Annotated in this window: 18 protein-coding genes; 6 read left to right on the top strand and 12 right to left on the bottom strand. The window is 62.3% G+C overall.

Features of this window, described 5'->3' with window-relative positions; translation table 11 throughout:
- Nucleotides 1–179: 179 nt before the first annotated feature.
- From SE92_RS35460 to SE92_RS34520, 5 genes are all read right to left on the bottom strand, one after another.
- Nucleotides 180–3,857, bottom strand: a complete 3,678-nt coding sequence (locus SE92_RS35460; RefSeq protein ID WP_198172889.1) for an SIR2 family NAD-dependent protein deacylase — start codon at nucleotides 3,855–3,857, stop codon at nucleotides 180–182.
- A gap of 283 nt (nucleotides 3,858–4,140) precedes the next feature.
- Nucleotides 4,141–4,467: a helix-turn-helix domain-containing transcriptional regulator gene (locus tag SE92_RS34535; RefSeq protein WP_063203249.1), complete on the bottom strand. Its 327-nt coding sequence runs from the start codon at nucleotides 4,465–4,467 to the stop codon at nucleotides 4,141–4,143.
- Nucleotides 4,467–4,805 carry a type II toxin-antitoxin system RelE/ParE family toxin gene (locus SE92_RS34530; RefSeq protein WP_063203248.1) on the bottom strand — a complete coding sequence of 113 codons (339 nt, stop codon included), beginning with the start codon at nucleotides 4,803–4,805 and terminating at the stop codon, nucleotides 4,467–4,469. The genes SE92_RS34535 and SE92_RS34530 overlap by 1 nt, the downstream gene beginning before the upstream one ends.
- Before the next feature lie 781 nt (nucleotides 4,806–5,586).
- Complete coding sequence (locus SE92_RS34525; protein WP_063203247.1) at nucleotides 5,587–6,366, bottom strand: 2-keto-4-pentenoate hydratase; 780 nt, start codon at nucleotides 6,364–6,366, stop codon at nucleotides 5,587–5,589.
- A gap of 96 nt (nucleotides 6,367–6,462) precedes the next feature.
- Nucleotides 6,463–7,491, bottom strand: a complete 1,029-nt coding sequence (locus SE92_RS34520; RefSeq protein WP_063203246.1) for an SDR family oxidoreductase — start codon at nucleotides 7,489–7,491, stop codon at nucleotides 6,463–6,465.
- A gap of 93 nt (nucleotides 7,492–7,584) precedes the next feature.
- Between SE92_RS34520 and SE92_RS34515 the strand changes: the two genes are divergently transcribed.
- Nucleotides 7,585–7,983 (top strand): winged helix-turn-helix transcriptional regulator, encoded by a 399-nt coding sequence (locus tag SE92_RS34515; RefSeq protein ID WP_198172887.1) that lies wholly within the window; start codon nucleotides 7,585–7,587, stop codon nucleotides 7,981–7,983.
- 282 nt (nucleotides 7,984–8,265) lie between these two features.
- Here SE92_RS34515 and dksA read toward each other — a convergent pair whose 3' ends face one another.
- Together dksA and SE92_RS34505 are read right to left on the bottom strand one after the other, a co-directional pair.
- On the bottom strand, nucleotides 8,266–8,631 hold the full coding sequence (gene dksA, locus SE92_RS34510; protein ID WP_008554760.1) for an RNA polymerase-binding protein DksA: 366 nt from the start codon (nucleotides 8,629–8,631) through the stop codon (nucleotides 8,266–8,268).
- A 216-nt stretch (nucleotides 8,632–8,847) separates the two neighbouring features.
- Nucleotides 8,848–9,459, bottom strand: coding sequence for an NAD(P)-dependent oxidoreductase (locus SE92_RS34505; RefSeq protein WP_063203245.1), 612 nt, complete (start codon nucleotides 9,457–9,459; stop codon nucleotides 8,848–8,850).
- Nucleotides 9,460–9,608: 149 nt separating this feature from the next.
- Here SE92_RS34505 and SE92_RS34500 point away from each other — a divergent pair, with 149 nt between their 5' ends.
- Nucleotides 9,609–9,980, top strand: coding sequence for a winged helix-turn-helix transcriptional regulator (locus tag SE92_RS34500; protein ID WP_063203923.1), 372 nt, complete (start codon nucleotides 9,609–9,611; stop codon nucleotides 9,978–9,980).
- Between the two features lie 13 nt (nucleotides 9,981–9,993).
- Here the strand turns inward: SE92_RS34500 and SE92_RS34495 are convergent, their stop codons facing one another.
- Nucleotides 9,994–10,407: a flagellar assembly protein FliX gene (locus SE92_RS34495; RefSeq protein ID WP_063203244.1), complete on the bottom strand. Its 414-nt coding sequence runs from the start codon at nucleotides 10,405–10,407 to the stop codon at nucleotides 9,994–9,996.
- A gap of 283 nt (nucleotides 10,408–10,690) precedes the next feature.
- Here SE92_RS34495 and SE92_RS34490 point away from each other — a divergent pair, with 283 nt between their 5' ends.
- From SE92_RS34490 to SE92_RS34475, 4 genes are all read left to right on the top strand, one after another.
- A complete protein-coding gene (locus SE92_RS34490; RefSeq protein ID WP_063203243.1) occupies nucleotides 10,691–11,815 on the top strand; it encodes a flagellar basal body P-ring protein FlgI in 1,125 nt (374 codons plus the stop codon).
- Nucleotides 11,815–12,186: a flagellar assembly peptidoglycan hydrolase FlgJ gene (gene flgJ / locus SE92_RS34485; RefSeq protein WP_063203242.1), complete on the top strand. Its 372-nt coding sequence runs from the start codon at nucleotides 11,815–11,817 to the stop codon at nucleotides 12,184–12,186. The genes SE92_RS34490 and flgJ overlap by 1 nt, the downstream gene beginning before the upstream one ends.
- 11 nt (nucleotides 12,187–12,197) lie before the next feature.
- A complete protein-coding gene (locus SE92_RS34480) occupies nucleotides 12,198–12,695 on the top strand; it encodes a hypothetical protein (RefSeq protein ID WP_063203241.1) in 498 nt (165 codons plus the stop codon).
- Nucleotides 12,696–12,854: 159 nt separating this feature from the next.
- Nucleotides 12,855–13,214, top strand: coding sequence for a hypothetical protein (locus SE92_RS34475; protein WP_063203240.1), 360 nt, complete (start codon nucleotides 12,855–12,857; stop codon nucleotides 13,212–13,214).
- Nucleotides 13,215–13,412: 198 nt separating this feature from the next.
- Here SE92_RS34475 and flaF read toward each other — a convergent pair whose 3' ends face one another.
- The 4 genes from flaF to SE92_RS34455 form a co-directional block, all read right to left on the bottom strand.
- Nucleotides 13,413–13,781, bottom strand: coding sequence for a flagellar biosynthesis regulator FlaF (gene flaF, locus SE92_RS34470; RefSeq protein ID WP_008554779.1), 369 nt, complete (start codon nucleotides 13,779–13,781; stop codon nucleotides 13,413–13,415).
- A gap of 294 nt (nucleotides 13,782–14,075) precedes the next feature.
- Nucleotides 14,076–16,370, bottom strand: coding sequence for a DUF1522 domain-containing protein (locus SE92_RS34465; RefSeq protein WP_063203239.1), 2,295 nt, complete (start codon nucleotides 16,368–16,370; stop codon nucleotides 14,076–14,078).
- Nucleotides 16,371–16,588: 218 nt separating this feature from the next.
- Entirely contained in the window at nucleotides 16,589–18,889 is a 2,301-nt protein-coding gene (locus SE92_RS34460) for a DUF1522 domain-containing protein (RefSeq protein WP_063203238.1), read from the bottom strand.
- A 325-nt stretch (nucleotides 18,890–19,214) separates the two neighbouring features.
- Nucleotides 19,215–20,294, bottom strand: a 1,080-nt coding sequence (locus tag SE92_RS34455; RefSeq protein WP_157096010.1) for a DUF1522 domain-containing protein, incomplete at its 5' end; no start/stop codon positions are given.

Below are 20,294 nucleotides of genomic sequence, written 5' to 3'. Positions count from 1 at the left end.
GCGCGAACGACGATGTACTACGCGGCCCTCGCTAGCTCCCCTGGCGAGGGCCGCATGTATTTTGTGGATGATAGGTGGCACCGGGAAAGAGCGGCCAAATCGAAGAACCTTTGCGCGCAGCGTGAGAATGTGCCTCCGCAAGAGCCGTCCTGCCTTAACTTCATCTTCCTTTGGCTGCTTCAAACGCCTCGCCGGTCCCGCGCATTGCGCACCTCGGGCAAGGGATCGGTTTTCGACTCCTCCAGCCAACTCTGCGCGCCTCGCGAATCGGCGTGTCCAGCGGCAATCATCGATGAGGCCAACTTAATGCACCCCGCGCGCACAGCTGGCACATCGAACGACTGATCTGAGCGCGCATAGCTTGCCTCATCAAGCAACGCAACTAACCCGTGATCGCAATCGCGAACAATAAGATTGCGAAGTCGGCTCGGACCTTCGCGGAATATCCACTCCGCCAAACCTAAGCCCGACACAAGAAGAACATGTCTTCGAGCCGCAATTGCTATACCAATCTCCCTGACCAGCGCCTCAAGATCTTCATCTCCAGGCTGGTCGATAGGCTCTCGCGCCAGCCAGGAATACAATCCGTGAACGGCAGAGTTCACACGTTCCTCTTTGTCGGAAACTAATGCCTGTCGCAGTCGATCTAACAGATCAGGCTTTTTTGTCGGCCAGCGCCGCGCCAAGAATGGATAAATGGCAAACGCGTACGGCCCCTCATCCTGAGTATCCATGTCAACCGACTTGTCCCAAATACGCTGAACTATGTCGTCCTCCACTTCAACACGGGATAGAATCTCGACAACTCCGGCTAATGCGTTAGTTTCGAGCACATCGTCTCGGTTCATCATGCGAGCGAAACGATCCTTGGCAGATGGGCGATGTTCGGCCCACCTTCCTACCAGATCAACTAAGTCACTCTTGATTGCAGCGGAAAGTTCGATGGGCATGTTCAGACGATTAGCCTGATGCAAGAGCTCTCCAATCTGCTCTAGCCGGCTATGCAACTTTGCTCCTTCTTTCGCTAATGTGCCGACGACCCGGGTCACAGCTTCTCGCGCCTTCCCCTCGCTTGGCTCGGGCAGGACTAATAGAACCCATGTCCTCAGGTTCGTATGCTCCGGAAGTCCCATCGTGTTGCAAAGCTCAGGCGCCCACAAAGCCTCACCGAATTGACGGCACTCCTGCTCGTTCAAGAAATTCCAACGCAACAATTTCAAGAGGCGCAGGACAGCAGCGCCGCGATCAACGCTATCGGGCCCTTTCGCTGCCGCCAGCAGACGAGAGATAATCGCTTCCCACAGCGGGGAACGCGGATCTTGGAGCGCAGGCGGCTCGCACCATTCCGGAAGAAGCCCGACAGGATCGGGCCAGTTCCTAGCATCGACTTCTGATCCCCTCTCGTGCGGCAAGGGAAGCGCGAACAGTCGAGGCAACAACTCCGCTAGTGAGCCTCGAGAAAGAGACTCAAATACCCGTTCAAACAGATGTGCGAGAGAACGTCCGAGCAACAGGGACTGCTGACGAAACTTCGAAGACAAATAATACGCCGACGCTTGATCAAACAGGACGATCAATTCTGATTGCGCCAACCGCACTGCTACTCGCGACAAGATTTCCAAAGAAGAATTGACGATCGAGGTGCCGTCCCTGCCCTTATTTTCATGCGTACCGATGAGCGCTAGTCCGAAAGAAATTCGCCTCATCAGAGAATCCTTAAGCATCGGGACCAAATCGCGTGGAAAACGAGCTATGTTAACCCGACTAAAGACCTCATCCGTCAGCTTATCATCGTATCCAATACGAACTGCAAGTTGACTGGCGAGCCACGGCTCAGTAGCTACCAGCGTTCGCGTCGACAATCTCAGACCATCGTCAAAGAGCTTCATGTGACTTGCGACAGCCGGTATCCCCGTGGCCTCGGCAAGCATCACCATCTGATAGGCAGCAACCACAGTCTCCGAGGGCGTGCTAGCAAGATGATGGGTGGTACTGACATGACCAAGATCGAATGCCCGAGTTTTGGTAACTTCTGTTGGGGGAGGTCGATCTACCTCCAATATTCGGGTTAAACTCCGATATTCACTGAAAGCATCGCAATCTACGATTCCCAGAGCACGCCATCGCTCAAAAGGCTCGGGAATGCCTTTAGGTAGCGAAGGAGTGTACCGGCGTATCCGATTTGTGAAGGCCAGACCAAGAAAAAGCGCCCAGCTTTCGAGTGAAAGCGAGACAAGATCGTCCACATCCCTTCGTCTGCCTCGGCGGATTTGCGTCAAAGTTTCTTCAAGTAGAGCGCAGGCACGTGTGCTCTCATGCATTTCGGCGAGGAGTCCTGCTTTCCGCAGACTCCAAATTCCCTCCCCCTCAGCCGGCATCCATTCGTCCAGACGCCGAAGCAATTGCGGCAAGTCACCAATTGCAGCATGCCAAAGACATTCCTCATAAATGACCGCATTACGCAGCTCTGAATCGTGAGCACGCAATGGTGTAGTAAAATTCAATGCATGCTCAAACTTCGCGCGATCACCGGCTCGACGAGCATTACGCGCTAGCGCAAGAGCTAGCATCTTCGTCGCCCCGAACTTGCCAGGCCATCCTTTGTTGCCTTCGATCTTAGCGCTTTGATTTTTGTCTCCAGGCTGATCAAGCGCAGACAGCACCTCGAACGCTAGATCTTCCTGATCAGGGGGAAAGGGCAGCAGAGCGCAGCTCATCCCCCATGCGAGCTCAGCCAATCCTCTAAGCTTATCCGCGAGAGACATGCCGGATAACAGGGCAAATTCGGAAAGCCAGTTACCAATACGATGCCAAAGCACGTTTCTGACGCGTTCCGGGGCAATCAACCATCCAGGATAGAGGCGCCGGTTGTGTGCCCAAATCCCTATAGTGGCACGCAACGCATCTTCACGATCAGACTTAGGCTTGTCCCAAGAGGGCCCAATGAAATCTTCTCTAGGCTGCTCCGCTGGGTTTAACGGAATTGATCCGAGGTAGTCAGGATTGGCCGCTGGAGCGGCTCCCGCCGCGGGCCAACTCGCGGCGCTATAAGGCCTACCAGCCTCCAAGGCCGCGATAAACCACTCGCTGGCATATCGGTGTCGGAGGTCTTCGGGCCAGCCTATTGCGCTCGGTAGCGCCGAAAGGTCGACGGGCATAACGTTACGCGCTTCGAGCATTCGACGGCGATGAACAGATAACTCCAACCAACCAACAAGATAAATCTTCGGCCCGCTCGGACCCAGGTGATCCCTTACCCAACCCGACCAGTGAAGAAAATTTGGATCGTCGCCTGAAAAGCCAATGAGACAGAAGATAGTTTCCATCATCGATTGCTGAACTAAATTTACGAATGGCGAGAACTTCGTAGGGTAAGTCCGATAATCCTCTTCAGTGAATACGAACGGCTGGTGCCCTGGAAAGCTTCCGTGAAGCTTTACAATGCGCGGACGAGCCGTGAATGGAATATCACCAACCGTACGTACTATATCGTAGCTGCGCTCAAAGACATCGCTGCACGCTCTTTCCAAGAGGGTATCCCAATTCGTACTAAATACGTCCGCCCAAGGTAGTCGAAGCAAGCGCTTGTGCAGATCACTCGGACGATAGTCCGTATCAGGAACCAGATCGCGAATCTTGTGACTAAGCGAGCTCGCACCAAACGCGACTTCATACTCTTGGGCCAAGCGAAGAAAGCCGCTGGTGGCCCCCGCTTCCTCTAAGGCCTTTTGCCTACGATGAGAATCCAGCGGATACAGCGGCTCGCAGAGGGCGGTCGCCATCTGGTACCAGTTAGGCATTTGCCGGGAGGTTGAGGAGACGGGATCTGCATTGCGACTGAAGCCCGCGCCAATCATAATAGAGGCATTTCCAAGGGCCCTATGTCTCCATAAAGCATCACGTATGCATAGTACGTTGGCAATGTCGGGAAACATCAGATTGAAGCCTCAACAAACTACCGGTGAGATTCTCAGGCGAAGGATTTCGGCCCAATTTGCGTGTAGAGCCCCCTTACCACAACTAAAATCGACCTGAAACGTGAATGCCGAGAATAGGACATTGGTCAATTCTAGAACGTCGGGATACGCTGGCCCATCCCAAAAGGCTCCGCACGTAACGGCGGTGAACGATAGCGTCACCTCACGCCGCGTTCGCAACGGCGCGTATCTCCAGATGCACACCGGTCTCCTTCTGCAGCGCGTGGATCACCGCCAACAGGTTTTCCGCCGTCGGATTGCCACTGGGCCCGAACATCCGCATCAGGCTTTTCGGCGGGCGGTCCAGCACTTCGCTCAAGCGCTCAAAACCGATGGTGGCATTGATGTAGGTCCGCAGCGCCGTACGGCCATAGTCAACGTCCCCCTGCAACAGGCCCTGCATCGCCTCCAGGAACAGCGCCTCGCGAAAAGCAGGATCGCGCTCGGCCATCGCGCGGACCGTGTCACGAAAACTCCGGGTCAATGGCATCATCTTCTCCCCGACCGTGCTCTCGACTTGTACTCACGCCAGCGGCGCAGCGCCGCATCGATGTCGTCTTGCTGTCTCTGCTTGGTTCCGCCTCCCAAGAGAATGACCAACAAGTTGCCATGCCACCCAAAATAGACCCGGTAGCCCGGCCCACGGTTGATCTTCAATTCGGCAGCGCCCTCTCCGATGGACTTGACGTTCGACTTGTTGCCATCGGCCAGCCGCTCGATCGCAACTGCGATCATCGCGCGCGCCTGCGGATCAAGTCGTTCGAGCCAATCGCGGAAAGGGCTCCGATCATTGACGATGTATTCCTCGATCTTAACCTTTGGTACCATATTCGTTACCAATTTTCAATTTCAGAATATTCGGATTGTAGAAATTCTTGTTGACAGGCTCCGGCCACCTCATTATGTTCCCGTTCTGTTCCATTCCACAAGAGGGCGTATCGCGATCGTCACGGAACGCGGGATGGGATGCGGTGGCCGCGACGGCGTCGGCGCGCGATGGTCGCTTGCAGGGCGGGAAACCGTGAGCAGCGGCAGGCGCGATACGACACGGCGCTGACAGCGTCTTCGCATGGCCTCGACGGTGAGCGCACGCCAGCCGTGGAGAACCCAGCGGGGACGTACGCGGACGGAGAAGTCGTGTGGTCCCGACGCCCGAGGTTCTGGCGTCAAATCTTGCGGTGATGTGGCGGCCAACCGGCGCGCGCATCAAGCAGCCGCAAGGCGACGGGGGCAATAGTGCAACGCTCCCCGAGGAGAGCACGAAGGACACCGTGAAAACCATCGCGCAGGGAAGGCCGGGCGACCGGCATCACCTGTCGTCCACCCCGTGCGCGCTCTTTTCGCACACGCGGGACTTCGGGTGCCAGCCGGCGCCCGGCCTTCCCTGCGCCTTCTTGATCTTCAGGAGGGCAAGACGATTGCAAAGCTCGGGCGGAAGCTGCCGCGAGGATGCGAAGGCGTGTCCACGAGTGGGGTTTCAATGGAAAAAGCGACTCCGCCTCTCCCGTCATTGCGAGGAGCTCTTGCGACGAAGCAATCCAGACTGCCGCCGCGGAGACATTCCTGGATTGCTTCGCTTCGCTCGCAATGACGGCTGAGACCCTCCCCCTTACGTAAACTCCGCCTCGACCACGCCCAGCCCGTCCAGCTCCATCCGCACCTTGTCGCCAGCCTTCAGCCACAGCGTCTTGACCAGGCTGCCCGTCAGCACGAGCTGCCCGGCGTGAAGACCCTTGCCGTCGGCGGCGAGATGGTTGGCGAGCCAGGCGAGCGCGTTGTGGGGATGGCCGAGCACGTCGGCGCCGGTGCCGTGGCTGACTTCTTCGCCGTTGAGAATCGCGCGGCCCTTGACCGCCTTCAGGTCCGGCACCGACGAGCGCGAAACCGACGGGGCCAGCACGCAGCCGGCCGCGAAGAAATCGTCGGCGATCAAGGTCGGGGCGCCCATGGTCTCCCACTTCACGTAGCGGTCGTCGACGATCTCGATCGCGGGATGATAGGCATCGACCGCCTCGCCGACCCATTCGGCCGTGAATGGCGCCTCGCCGGGGGCGAGGTCGCGCTTCAGCCGGACCGCGATCTCGCATTCGACGCCGACCCGGACATAGTTGGAGGCCGCCAGCTTCACGCCGCTGTCGTGCACGCCCTTCTGGAACACGCCACCGCCGCAGGGGTGCTGGATCCCGATATAGTCCTGCATCACCTGGCTGGTGCAGCCGATCTTGTAGCCGACCAGCGGCCCGGCATGCGCCAGCAGCAGGTCATGCAGCGCGCGCTGGACCTGATAGCCCTCGGCTTCATCAACGGGCGGACGTTCCAGCGCCGCGAGCGGCGCATGGTTACGGCGCGCCAGAGCGATCGCCTTGGCGGCTTCGAGAATCTTGTCCATCGGCGCCGCCTCCCACGCTACGCAATCGTGGACGGCACTTCAGCATTCCCACCCGGGCCTGACAAGCGCGGGCCAAAGGACCGTTCAAGCCGGCCCTCAGCCCTTGACGAGACCGAGGCGGATCAGGCTTTCGGCGGTCGCGAGGATGGCTTCCTCGTTGGAACGGGCCTGCCAGCCGAGCAGCGACCTCGCCTTGGCACTGGTGGAATGCCGGACCTTGCCGAGCATCGGCACGACCGCACGCAGCAACGGAATCCGATTTGCGGCCAACCGCACCAGCCAGTCCGGCGCCTGGAGCCGCGGAACCCGGCGCGCGGCCGGCCCGAGTTCCCGCCGCAGCACCCTGGCAATATCGAGGATCGACATCGTCTCACCCGAGACCGCGATGAAGCGCTCGCCTTTGGCCTCGGGCGCCGTCATCGCCCGCAGATGCAGCTCTGCCACATCGCGCACGTCGACCACGCCGAAATAGACCCGCGGCACTGCCGGCATGGCGCCGTCGAGCAACGATTTGACGATTTCGATCGAGCCGGAGAAATCCGGCCCCAGCACGGGACCGAAAATGCCGGCGGGATTGACGACGGACAATTCCAGCCCGCCTCCCTCGCGCGCGATGAAATCCCAGGCCGCCCGCTCGGCCAGCGTCTTGGACTTGATGTAGGGCTGCACGTCGACACCATCGAGATTGGTCCAGTCGGCCTCGTCGAACGGCTTTGCGCGCGGCGGATGGCCGTAGCCGATCGCACCCAGCGACGAGGTGACGACGACGCGCCTGACGCCGGCCTCCCGCGCGGCGCGCAGCACCCGCAGCGTGCCGTCGCGGGCCGGGATGATCATCTCGTTCTCGTCCTTAGGAACGCTGGTCGACAGCGGCGAAGCGACGTGAAGCACGTAGTCACAACCCGCAACGGCTTCGTTCCACCCTTCGTCTCCCGTGAGGTCCGCCGTAAAGAAGGAGACACTTTCGGGCGAGGCCCCGCCGCCCTCGCGGAGCATCGCCAGCACATCGGCTTGCCGGTCCGGCCGGCGCACCGTCGTCCGCACGCTGTGGCCGGCGGCCAGAAGCTGCAGGACGACATGGACGCCGACGAAGCCGGACCCGCCGGTGACCAGAACAGTGCTCATTGCCAAATTCCCCTCGATGTGCGGGCCGGCGAATTGGTTCCGCCACCCTGCTCAGGGCCGCATCTGGTCACTATCTGCTTGCGGACAAGTAGAATGGATTTCGAGACCGGTATGGAAAACCTGACCAGCCCTTGCGACGACGACTGCGATTGCAGCCCCGACCCCGCCCTGCTCGCGGATTTCAAGCGGGCCATCCATGCCCTTGGCGGCAAGTGGAAACTGGAGATCCTGTTCGCGCTGATGAACGGCGCGGTTCGGTTCGGCGCCCTGCGACGGTCGATCGGCGGCATCACCCAGCACATGCTGACCACGCAGCTGCGCGAGCTCGAGCAGGACGGCCTGGTGTCGCGGACCGCCTTCGCGGAGAAGCCGCTGCGTGTGGAATACGAGCTGACGGATGCGGCCTACGGCCTGTTGCCCGCGTTTAAGGAAATATTGAGTTGGTCCAGGCTTTATGGAGATGCACGCCTCGTGGCGTCGCAACAGGCCTGATTGCAGCGATGCTTGATGCAGCTGGATCAGTGTCTCAGCATCCGAGCCGATCTCGTTGATGCGACTCGCAAAACCGCCCGCACCTGAAGTTAACGTCGATTCTCATCCGAACTCACGTGAGGTCGGAGGAATCGAGTCTAGCCCGTTGATCGCGATTCACTTTTCGCGATCACGGTCGTGCGCCGATGATGCGCAGCTGCAGGCGGCAGACAAATGCCGATCACGGCGCCAAGCGGCGCCATGCGTGCAAAAACAAAGAGCCGCATCTCTGCGGCTCGGACTCTATTCGTCGCGATAGACCTTCTCGCGTTTCTCGTGGCGCTCCTGCGCCTCCACCGAAAGCGTCGCGATGGGCCGGGCTTCGAGCCGCTTCAACGAGATCGGCTCGCCGGTGTCCTCGCAATAGCCGTAGGTGTTGTCCTCGATACGCTGGAGCGCGGCGTCGATCTTGGCGATCAACTTGCGCTGGCGGTCGCGGGCGCGGAGTTCGATGGCGCGGTCGGTTTCGGACGATGCCCGATCGGCAAGATCGGGGTGGTTCACGTTCTCCTCCTGCAGGGCCTGCAGGGTGAGTTTGGACTCTTTGAGGATCTCATCCTTCCAGGCGAGGAGCTTCAAACGGAAGTACTCCTTCTGCCGGTCGTTCATGAAAGGCTCTTTTTCGGTCGGTCGGTAGTTTTTCAACTTTTCCAAGGGCGGCCTATCTGTCTAAGCAACGACTCGCAACGGAAACGGGGTCCGTTGAGCGGGGCGTTATATAGCGGCCTCCTGTGACAGACAATCTTTCCCTGAAGGCCTGGCCGGCACCCCCAAGCCCTTGCACAGGAAGGTTTATCCTGGAGGGCCCGGGGGGCGGCCGAAGGCCTAGTATCCGACCGTGAAACGCTGCTTCAGATGCGCCGGACGCTCGATTTCGTCGGCGAGCGCAATGGCGTAGTCGGCGAAACTGATCCAGCTCTTGCCGTTCGCATCTGCGAGAAGCTGATCGGTCCCGAGCCGGAACTTGCCCGTGCGTTCCCCCTCGACGAACAGCGCCGACGGCGAAATGAAGGTCCAGTTCAGCTCCTTGTCCTGCCGCAACAGGTCGAGGAAGGCCGAGCCTGCCTCGGCTTCCGCCTTGTATTGGGCCGGAAAACTGGGGGTCGTGACCAGCTTCACGCCTGGCGCGACCTCGAGGCTGCCGGCGCCGCCGACGACGAGATAGCGGCCAACCTTGGCGTCCTTCGCCGCACCGATCAGCTTGAGCGCGTCGCTGGCGAGGAAGTGCACGGAACTCACGGCGACGTCGTGCCCGGCCCACAGCTTGGCGAGACCCGCCTGGTCGAGCACGTCTCCCTTGGTCGGCGTGACGTTCGGCAGGGCTGCGATCTTCTCGGGGTTGCGGGCGATGGCGGTGACCGCATGGCCGCGGCGCGAGAGTTCCTTGGTGATCTCTGACCCTGCCCGGCCCGAGGCTCCGGCGACTGCGATTTTCATGGAAGGCTCCTTTGCGACTGTGGTAACTAATGGACACTAGATATCGCAATGAGCGCTGGTGTTAAGAGAGCACTTTGTGCTTACCTGATTACACAGGGGTAACCTCGATGCGTACCGTCAGCGACGAGAACGGATTCCAAGGACCGACGATGAAACCCGACGTCTATGCCGCCAACTGTCCCACCCGCCAGATCCTCGATCGGATCGGCGACAAATGGGCGGTGCTGATCCTCTTGCTGCTCCGCGAGGAGCCGATGCGGTTCAATCAGTTGCGCCGCACGATCGAAGGCATTTCGCAGAAGATGCTGAGCCAGGTGCTCAAATCGCTCGAACGCGACGGGCTGCTCAAGCGCCACGCCATCGCGACGGTGCCGGTCACCGTGGAGTATTCGATCACGCAGCTCGGGCTGACGCTCGCCGGCGCGGTCGATCCGCTGCGCGATTGGGCCGAGCAAAATCTGAAGGACGTTCTCGCCGCCCAGCGCCGCTACGACGCGCAGCAGAAGGAGGAAGCGGCGTAGTGAGCGTGTGAGGTTACGCCTGCCCGGCCTTGGCCAGTTCGACCTCGACGCGCAGCTCGATCTCGGAGAGCAATGAATCAAGGCCAGGATCGCCCGAGGACGATTTCAGGTTGGCCGCAGCGTCCCGCAAGCGCATCACGGTCGAGGCATCGAGATTGCCGGACAACAGACCCATCTTGAGATCGTCGAGCACATCGAGCGCAGTCCTGCCCCGCGCGACGGAACGCTTGCGACGCTCGACCGGATCCTCCTCGACGCCTTGCAGGGCCAGCAGGCCGTCGATATTGGCGGCGGCCTTCGGTGCGGCAGCGCTCCGCGTCTCCTGCGCCGACGAGGTATCGGGCAGCACGAAGGTGCCTGAGCCGGTCCGCCTGGCCTGACTGGCCGGCGTTCCAAGCGTGGTGCCGTTCGGTCCGTAGATGCGCATCGGAGGGAATCCGGGTGATCGATGCCGTCACCTTCGCCGTCTTATGGTTAACGGGGCGTAAACAGCCCGGCAAAATCTGCCGACAGCCGGCAGTTTCGCTCCTCAGGGCGAACGCCGGCTGACATCAGTCGAAACAGATTTATTCAACCTATTCAGCGCCCTACCCCTATCACCCCGGTTTGGCACAGCCCTCGCAAGGACAGCGTCGGACCAGCTCGACATGGGAGTGTTGGGGTTGGTCCGAGATTTGAGGAGCCTTTTCAGGAGCCTTGGGGAGCAGAAGATGTCGGGCGTTCGTTGGGTGAGGATTGTCGGGGTGGCCTGCGCTGCGCTATCGGCGCTGGCGCTCTCGGTCGCGCCGGCGGCTGCGACCTCGCGCATCAAGGACCTCGCCAACATCGAGGGCGTGCGGCAGAACCAGCTCATCGGCTACGGCCTCGTCGTCGGCCTCAACGGCACCGGCGACACCCTCAACAACATCCCCTTCACCAAGCAGTCGCTGCAGGCGATGCTCGAGCGCATGGGCGTCAACATCCGCGGCGCCACCATCCGCACCGGCAACGTCGCCGCCGTGATGGTCACCGGCAATTTGCCGGCCTTCGCTACCCAGGGCACGCGCATGGACGTCACCGTCTCCGCGCTCGGCGATGCCAAGAACCTCCAGGGCGGCACCCTGCTCGTCACTCCCCTGCTCGGCGCCGACGGCAACGTCTACGCGGTCGCGCAGGGCTCGCTCGCGATCTCCGGCTTCCAGGCCGAGGGCGAGGCGGCCAAGATCGTCCGCGGCGTCCCGACCGTCGGACGCATCGCCAACGGCGCCATCATCGAACGCGAGATCGAGTTCGCGCTCAATCGACTGCCGAACGTGCGCCTGGCGCTACGCAACGCCGACTTCACCACCGCCAAGCGCATCGCCGCCGCGATCAACGACTATCTCGGCGTCAAGACCGCCGAGCCGATCGACCCCTCCACGGTGCAGTTGTCGGTCCCGCCGGAGTTCAAGGGCAACGTCGTCGCCTTTCTCACCGAGATCGAGCAGCTCCAGGTCGATCCCGATCTCGCCGCCAAGATCATCATCGACGAGCGCAGCGGCATCATCGTGATGGGCCGCGACGTCCGCGTCGCCACCGTCGCGGTGGCGCAGGGCAACCTCACCGTCACCATCTCCGAGAGCCCGCAAGTGAGCCAGCCCAACCCGCTGTCGCGCGGCCGCACCGTGGTCGCGCCGCGCAGCAGCGTCACCGTCACCGAGGACGGCAAGAAGCTGGCCGTCGTCAAGGACGGCGTCTCGCTCCAGCAGCTCGTCGACGGCCTCAACGGCCTCGGCATCGGCCCGCGCGACATGATCAGCATTCTCCAGGCGATCAAGGCCGCCGGCGCGATCGAAGCCGACATCGAGGTGATGTGATGCAGACGAACGCAATCAACACCCCGCGCCTCGCCACCTCCTCGGCATTTTCGGTCGAGAGCCGCAACGGCCGGCCCGATTTCGACCTCGCGGCCGCGCTGCAGAAGGTCTCGCCGAAGCAGCAGGCCAAGGCGCAGAAGACCGCCACCGATTTCGAGGCGATGTTCCTCAACAGCATGTTCGCGCAGATGACCTCGGGCCTGAAGGGCGAAGGCCCGTTCGGCGACACGCCGGGCACCGGCGTGTGGCGCTCGATGCTGACCGACCAATATTCCAAGAACTTCGCCAATGCCGGCGGCGTCGGCATCGCGCGCGACGTCTACCGTACCTTGATCATGCAGCAGGCGAAAACCACTCTTCGTACGGCATAAGGTCCAACGAGATGAACCAGTTCAACGCCTCACGTCAGCCGATGCAAGCGCAACGCCCGGCCACCGCGCCCGGCAGCGCGGAAGCGCGCAAGCTCGCCGAAGACCTGATGGATGCGATGAACGCCCTGCTCGCCCTGATCGAGCGCGAGACCGAGCTCGTTCGCGCCGGCAAGGTCCGGGAGGCGATGACGCTCGAGAGCAAGAAGCAGGAGCTGTCGCGAAACTACGTCGGTGCCGTCAGCCAGTTGAAGGCGAACCAGCCACAACTTGCGAAATCCGCGCCGGAGCTGCTCTCGACGCTGCATCGCCACCACGATGCGTTCCGCGCCATGCTCCAGGTCAACCTCACCGTGCTCGCGACCGCGCACGCGGTCTCCGAAAGCGTCGTGCGCGGCGTCAATGCCGAGATCCAGAAGCGCAACGTGCCGAACACCTATACGGCCGCAGGCCGCCGCGCAGCGCCGGGTCCTCGCCACATCACCCCGCTCGCGGTCAGCCGCTCGCTCTGAGCGCATACGAAAACAAGCAACAATTTTACGAAAAACCGCGCGACGATAGCGTCGCGCGGTTAGGCACGTTTCCTTACCGGGTCTTCAGTTCTGGTGTTCCATGGTTGCGTTATTAGGAGGGTTGGGATTTGACTCACGCTAGGCAACCAGGAGGCTGCCATGAGTACAGATTTCAGCATCAGGCCGGTGGGGATCCCGGCCCCCGTGCAGATCGTAACGACGTCCAATGCGGCGGCGAACGAGGCCGTGCAAACTGATCTTCCGGTGAACCAGACGGTCGCCGCGAGCGATAGCAGCGCGCCCCTGCGCAGCAGTTTGCCGAACCACGAGAACGTCTCACGTCAGGTGGTGTTCGACCAGGCGGCGGCATCCTTCGTCTTCCAGGTCGTCAACGACAGGACCGACGCGGTGGTCAACCAGTTCCCCGACGAAGCAATGCTGCGCCGGCGAGCCTATTTCCATGCATTGGACATGAAGTCCGAACCTTCGCGTCCGCTCAGCACGGATGTCAGCGCCTGACGGTCGGCGATCGCCGACGATGCTCCGCTCTGCGTCTGACCGGCACCGGTCAGCGCGGATTTCTCATTCCCGAAAGAAATCCTGATCGGCCCTGCCAACGTTGCGAGATGTCGCCGCGGTGACGGCGGCGCCGTTCGACGAGCCCTGTTCGGTTGATGCAACCAAATTGCTCGCGATGCCGGCCGCCGGGAGTCCCCGTCAGGGCCGCCCGGACAGACCCGCAGCGATGTTGCGGTTGATCTCGATCAGCGGACGGAAGTGATCGAACTGCGGGCTCATCTGCAGCGCGGCGGTCTGGCTCAGCACGAACACGCTGATATTGGCGATCTTCTGCCGAACGTCGATCGGCTGCGGATTGTTGTCGCGCATCGCCTCGCTCAGAAAGATGGTCCAGAGCTTGCGGTTGAACATCAGGGCCTGCATGGTCTGCTCGCTGAGCGGATCGGCGTTGTTCACGGCGTCCTGGAGCTTGTTCGCGGCCTTGAGCAGGGTCTGCGCCTCGATGTCGCGAGGAGATGCGGTGGTCGTTGCAACACGCGCATAAGCCGAGGCAGCGGAATTCGACATCAATCACACCCTGGAGGTTACCTAGCGCGTTGTAAGCGCTTAAGGATTTCTTTCCCAACCCTAGGCAGCACCGCTTAAGATTTGCTTACATGATGTGCTTGGAGGCACTCCGGATAATTACGGGTCACGGAGCTCCTCGTCGGCACAACGCTAGATCCACGCACGCACGATGTAAACGCGCTTCGCGCGATGCGTGTCGATCTCAGCTAATCTTGTCTTAGCGATCTCCCTCAAAAGAACGGCGGAGCGTTAGCCCCGCCGCGAAATCTCGAGTAGCGAGCCTGCGCTGCTGGATTAGCGGAGCAGCTGCAGCACGCTCTGCTGCGACTGGTTGGCCAGCGACAGCGCGGAGACCGCGATCGACTGGCGGGTCGACAGCGCCTGGCTGTTGGCCGCTTCCTCGTTGGTGTCGGCGAGCGTCAAATTGGACGAGCCGGTCTGCAGCACGTTGATCAGGTTCTTGGAGAAGTCCTGACGCACCTGCACGATCGAGAGGTTCGAGCCGAGCGAGGAGCCTTCCGAGCGCAGCCTGCTCGAGGCGGCATTCAGGCTGGCCAGCACCTTGTTGGTGGCGCCGTTGTCGATGAAGTCCGTGCCGGGAACGAGATTGCTGAGGCCGAGGCCGGCCGCGTTGAACACGACGCCGTTGATGCCGAGCGTGGAGCTGCCGTTCTCGTTGAACACCAGCTTCAGCGTGTCGCCGTTCAGCAGGTTGATGCCGTTGAAGGACGAGTCCTGCGACGTCGTGTCGATCTGCGCCAGGATGTTGTTGAACTGGCTGACCAGGCTCGAACGCGCCGTCTGCGCGACCGGGTCCTGGACCGGGGGCTGCGCGGTGGTGAAGGCGAGCACGCCGGTGAGCGTGCCACCGACCGCGCCGCCCGCGGCAGTCGAACCGAGAGTCGAGGACGCGTATTCGTTGACGGTGGTGACCGTCAGCACGCCGTTGGCATCGATCGTCGCCGTCAGGTGGTTGGCCTGCAGCTGCACATTGAGCTGATCGAGCGTCTTGACGGTGCCATTGGTGCCGTCGCCGAAGGTGACGTTCACCGGCGTGCCGCCGTTGAAGGACGAGAAGGTCAGCGTCTTGCCGCTGACACCGCCGACACCCGAGGTGCGCGCCGCGGTGAAGGCGGTCGCCGTTCCCGTATTGCCGCTGAGGCCGAAGGCGCTGAGCGCATTGCCGGTGCCGGTGATCGACAAGTCGGCATTGATGCCGGTGGAGAGCGCGAGCTGGCCGCTGCTGTTGACCGACGAGGGGATCTGGCCCGCGGTGGTCGACAGCGTCGCCGCGCCGTTGAAGATGCCGGCCGTCTTGACGCCGGTGGCAAGGTCGATCGAGTTGAGCAGGTCGGTCAACGTCGCGCTCTGGAGATAGACGGTCGAGTTGCCGTTGCCGTCGGTGACGACGTTGCCGCTGACGCCGTAGCCGGTGGCCACGCTCGCCGCCGATTGCGGCGTCTGCGCGTTCTTGAAGGTGATGGTGTGACCGTCGATGTTCAGCGTCGAGCCGTCCTGGACGAGAGTGCCGAGCGAGCCGGCGGTCGTCGACCGGTTCGCAGTGACGCTCGCATTGCCCGCGCCGGTGGCCGCAGTCAGACCGAGCTTGTTGAGGAAGTCGGCCTTGCCAGTCAGGCTGAGATCGGCGCCGGTCGAGCTCTTCAGCGTGATCTGGCCGCCGCCCGAGATGGATGATGCCGTCTGGAGCGTGCCGACGGGTCCGGCCGCGCCGCTGATAGCGATGGTCGCCGCGCTCGCGCTGATGGTCGCAGTCTTGACGCCGCTGGCGAGGTCGATCGCGGTGAGGACGTCGTTGATGGTCGCACCGGGCGCAGTCGGCGTTCCCTCGTAGACGATCGAATTGCCGTTGCCGTCCGTGGCGATGTGGCCGCTGGCGTCGAGGCCCCAGCCGGTCGGCTGCGTGCTCGGGGCAATACCGGTGCGGAAGGTGATGGTCTTGCCGTTCACGGTGATGGTATCGCCGTCGGCGGGCGCGGCCCCGAAGGTGGTGGACGCGGTGGTGCCGACGAGCGTGGCGGTGCCGCTGAGCACGGTCGTGCCGTCAGCCGCGGTCGCGGCAAATCCGACCACCGTGCCGGCGCTCGAGCCCAGCGAGGCGCCGAGTGCGGCAGTTCCCGTGACCGGCGTCACGCCGCCGGCAGCACCGGTATAGAGCACGTTGCTCTTGGCCGTCGCGCTCGCATAGGAGGTCGTGCCGCGAAGGTCGGCGGGCGTCGCGCCGGGAATCGTGGTGGAGACGTTGGACTTGGTGGAGTAGCCGACCGTGGTCTGCAGCGCCTGGTTCGCGATCGATTTCGCGCTGTCGATCAGCTTCTGCAGCGAAGTGATGCCGGTGTTGGCGGCCTGCAGCACCTGCACACCGTTGTTGATGCCGTCGAGCAAATTGCTGATGTCGCTCGCCCGGTTGTCCAATCCTTGAGCGGTGAAGAAGTTGGTGGGATTGTCGAGCGCGGTGTTGACCTTCTTGCCGGTCGACAGCCGCTCCTGCGTCGTGGCCAGCAAGTCGGCCGTCGACTGCAGCGACAACAGGTTCTGGCGAACGGACGCCGAGAGAACGATGTTGGACATTGGCGAGTCTTCCTCTTGAACCGGATACGAATCGGCCGCGCGGTCTGCAAAGCGGGCTTTTGTCCAGTTTTAGGAGGTGTCCTTTAAAGTATGGTTAACGCCGGTTTAAAGGATAGGGTTAATGGCCGGTGAACGCCCTGCCCCGCCTCCAAATGCAAAAAGAGCGGCGGGGCAAATGGCCCCGCCGCTCGATTTTCCGCAGTGATTTCAGTCGCTTATTACCTGAGTAATTGCAGCACGCTCTGCTGCGAGGTATTGGCCAGCGACAGCGCGGAGACCGCGATGGACTGGCGGGTCGACAACGCCTGGCTGTTGGCCGCTTCGACGTTGGTGTCGGCCAGGGTCAGGTTGGACGAGCCGGTCTGCAGCACGTTGATCAGGTTCTTGTTGAAGTCCTGACGGATCTGAACGACCGAGAGGTTCGAGCCGAGGCTCGAGGCCTCCGAGCGCAGCGTGCTCGACGCGGCGTTCAAATTGGTCAGCACCCGGTTGGCGGCGGCGTTGTCGATGAAGTCGACGCCGACGGTCAGCGAGGCGAGGCCCAGACCCTTGGAGTTGTAGGTCACGCCGGTGATGTTCAGGCTCGACTTGCCGGTCTCGTCGAACACCAGCTTGAGCTGGTCGCCGTTCAAGAGGTTGACGCCGTTGAACGAGGAGTCCTGCGAAGTCGTGTCGATCTGGTTCAGGATGTTGTTGTACTGAGACACCAGGTTCGCACGGGCCGTCTGGGCGACGCCATCCTGGACGGGATTCGAAGCCGTCGAGAATGTCAGCGCCGAAGTTAGCGTGCCGCCGATCGCACCGCCGGCGGTCGTCGAGCCGATGGTCGAGGACGCGTAGTCGTTGGACGCGGTGATGGTCAACAAGCCGTTGGCGTCGATCGTTGCAGACAGGTTGTTGGCCTGTAGCTTGGTGTTGAGCTGATCGAGCGTCTTGACCGTGCCGTTGGTGCCGTCGCCGAAGGTGACGTTGACCGCCGTGCCGCCGTTGAAGGAGGAGAAGGTCAAGGTCTTGCCGGCGATGCCGCCGATCCCGGAGGTGCGCGCCGCGGTGAAGGCGGTCGCGTTGCCAGTGTTGCCGGCGAGGCCGAACACGTTCAACGCGTTGCCGGTGCCGGTGATCGACAGATCTGCGTTAACGCCGGTCGCGAGCTTGAGCTGACCGGACGAGTTGATCGTCGAGTTCGACTGGCCCGTTGCGGTGGCGAGCGTCGCGGTGCCGTTGGCGTTGATCGTCGCGGTCTGCACACCAGTGGCCAAGTCGATCGCCTTCAGCACGTCATTGACCGTACCGGCTTGCAGATAGACCGTCGAGTTGCCGTTGCCGTCGGTGAGGACGTTGCCGCTCGCACCATAACCGCTCGGAACGCTCGGAGCACCGGTCGAACCCGGGATCGGCGCGTTCTTGAAGGTGATGACGTGACCGTCGACGTTCAGGGTCGAGCCGTCCGCGATCTCCGCACCCAGCGAGGCCGCGCTCGTGGTCCGGGGGACCTCGAGGGTAGCGTTACCTGCACCGGTCGACGTCGTCAGGGTGAGTGCCTTGAGCAGGTCGGCCTTGCCGGTGATGCTCAGATCCGCGCCCGTCGAGCTCCTCAGCGTGACGGCGCCGCCAGCGACGGTCGAGACGCCAGCAGCACCACCTGGCTGGCTGGCGCTGAAGGTGATCGTCGCAGCACCCGAGGTGATGGAGACCGTCTTCACGCCGCTGGCCAGATCGATCGCGCTCAACAGATCGTCGACGGTCGCAAGCGATGCCGGCGCGCCGGTGCTACCGAGATAGACGGTGGTGTTGCCGCTGCCGTCGGTGACGAGATGGCCGCTGACGCCCGAACCGGAGGGAACAGCAGTCGAGGCCGGCGCGGTGCCGGCGCGGAAGGTGATGGTCTTGCCGTTCACGGTCAGGGTATCGCCGTCGGCGGGCTGGGCGTTGCCGGCCAGGCCGCTGGCGCTCGTGCCGTTGGTGGCGATCAGGGTGATGGTGCCTTCCAACGTCGTGCTACCGGCGGCGCCGGTCGTTGCACCAGTGCTCGCGAAGACGCCGATGCTGGCGCCGAGCGTCGTAGTGCCGGTCGCCGCGGTGGTGCCGCCGGCCGCGCCGCTATACAGCACGTTGCTGGATGCGGTGGCGCTGGCGAAGCTCGTCGTGCCGCGCAGGTCGGCCGCGGTCGCACCCGAGATCGTGGTGGAGACGTTGGACTTGGTGGAGTAGCCGACCGTGGTCTGCAGCGCCTGGTTGGCGATCGACTTCGCGCTGTCGATCAGCTTCTGCAGCGAGGTCAGGCCGGTGTTGGCGGCCTGCAGCACCTGCACGCCGTTGGCGATGCTGTCGAGCAGGTTGTTGATGTCGCTGGCGCGGTTGTCGAGCGACTGGGCGGTGAAGAAGTTGGTGGGATTGTCCAGAGCCGAGTTGACGCTCTTGCCGGTCGACAGACGGTTCTGTGTGGTGGCGAGGAGGTCGGCGGTGGACTGGAGAGAGAGCAGGTTCTGACGAACCGACGCAGAGAGAACAACGGACATGACTCTTACCCTTCTGGCTTACGCGTCTTCGTTCGATCGCTTCTGGATCGAGTGACGTGGCCAGCGTGCCGTGACGTGGCTAACAAAGGGTGAAAGACGTGCGGTCCGCATAAGCGCCGGTTCACCATAAGCGAGCCGACGGCACGCACGCGGTTCGGAATCCACCTGAAATCATTGGCGATTCCTGGCGCTTACGCTCCATTAACCATAACCGCTGGTTACTTTTCGAGCGTCTCCTCCCTCCCGAACTTCGGCCAGCAAGCAAAAAGAAAGCGGCGGGGCCGAAGCCCCGCCGCCGGATCTTGCTTGCGATGTCGTCCGCGACTTAGCGGAGCAGCTGCAGCACGCTCTGCTGCGACTGGTTGGCCAGCGACAGCGCGGAGACCGCGATCGACTGGCGGGTCGACAGCGCCTGGCTGTTGGCCGCCTCGACGTTGGTGTCGGCCAGGGTCAGGTTCGACGAGCCGGTCTGCAGCACGTTGATCAGGTTCTTGTTGAAGTCCTGACGAACCTGCACGATCGTCAGGTTCGAGCCGAGGCTCGAAGCTTCCGAGCGCAGCGTGCTGGAGGCCGAGTTCAGGTTGGTCAGCACCTTGTTGGTGGCGGCGTTGTCGATGAAGTCGACACCGCCGGTCAGCGCAGCAAGGCCCAGACCCTTGGAGTTGTAGGTCACGCCGGTGATGCTGAGGCTCGACTTGGCAGTCTCGTCGAACACCAGCTTGAGCTGGTCACCATTCAGCAGGTTGACGCCGTTGAACGAGGAGTCCTGGGCGGTCGAGTCGATCTGCTGGAGGATGTTGTTGTACTGGTTGACCAGGTTGGCACGGGAGGTCTGTGCAACCGTGTCCTGGACGGGGCTGGAAGCCGTCGAGAAGGTCAGCGCCGACGTCAGCGTACCGCCGATCGCACCACCCGCCGCGGTCGAACCGATGGTCGAGGACGCGTAGTCGTTGGTGGTCGAGACCGTCAGCAGACCGTTGGCGTCGATCGTCGCCGTCAGGTTGTTGGCCTGCAGCTTGGTGTTGAGCTGATCGAGCGTCTTGGTCGTGCCGTTGGTGCCGTCGCCGAAGGTGACATTGACCGCCGTGCCGCCGTTGAAGGAGGAGAAGGTCAGGGTCTTGCCGGTGAGGCCGCCAACGCCGGAAGTGCGCGCCGCGGTGAAGGCGGTCGAGGTCCCGGTGTTGCCGGCGAAGCCGAGCACGTTCAGCGCGTTACCGGTGCCGGTGATCGACAGATCGGCATTGACGCCGGTCGAGATCTTGAGCTGGCCGGAGGCGTTGATCGACGAGTTGGTCTGGCCGGTGGCGGTCGCAAGCGTCGCGGTGCCGTTGGCATTGATCGTCGCGGTCTGCACGCCGGTGGCAAGGTCGATCGCCTTCAAGACGTCGTTGACCGTGCCGGCCTG

Origin of the sequence: Bradyrhizobium sp. AT1, assembly GCF_001590795.1 — a bacterium.
In the GTDB taxonomy this organism is placed as follows: Bacteria; Pseudomonadota; Alphaproteobacteria; order Rhizobiales; family Xanthobacteraceae; genus Bradyrhizobium.
The sequence above is the reverse complement of the archived record's forward strand: the minus strand, read 5'-3'. Positions and strand labels throughout refer to the sequence as shown.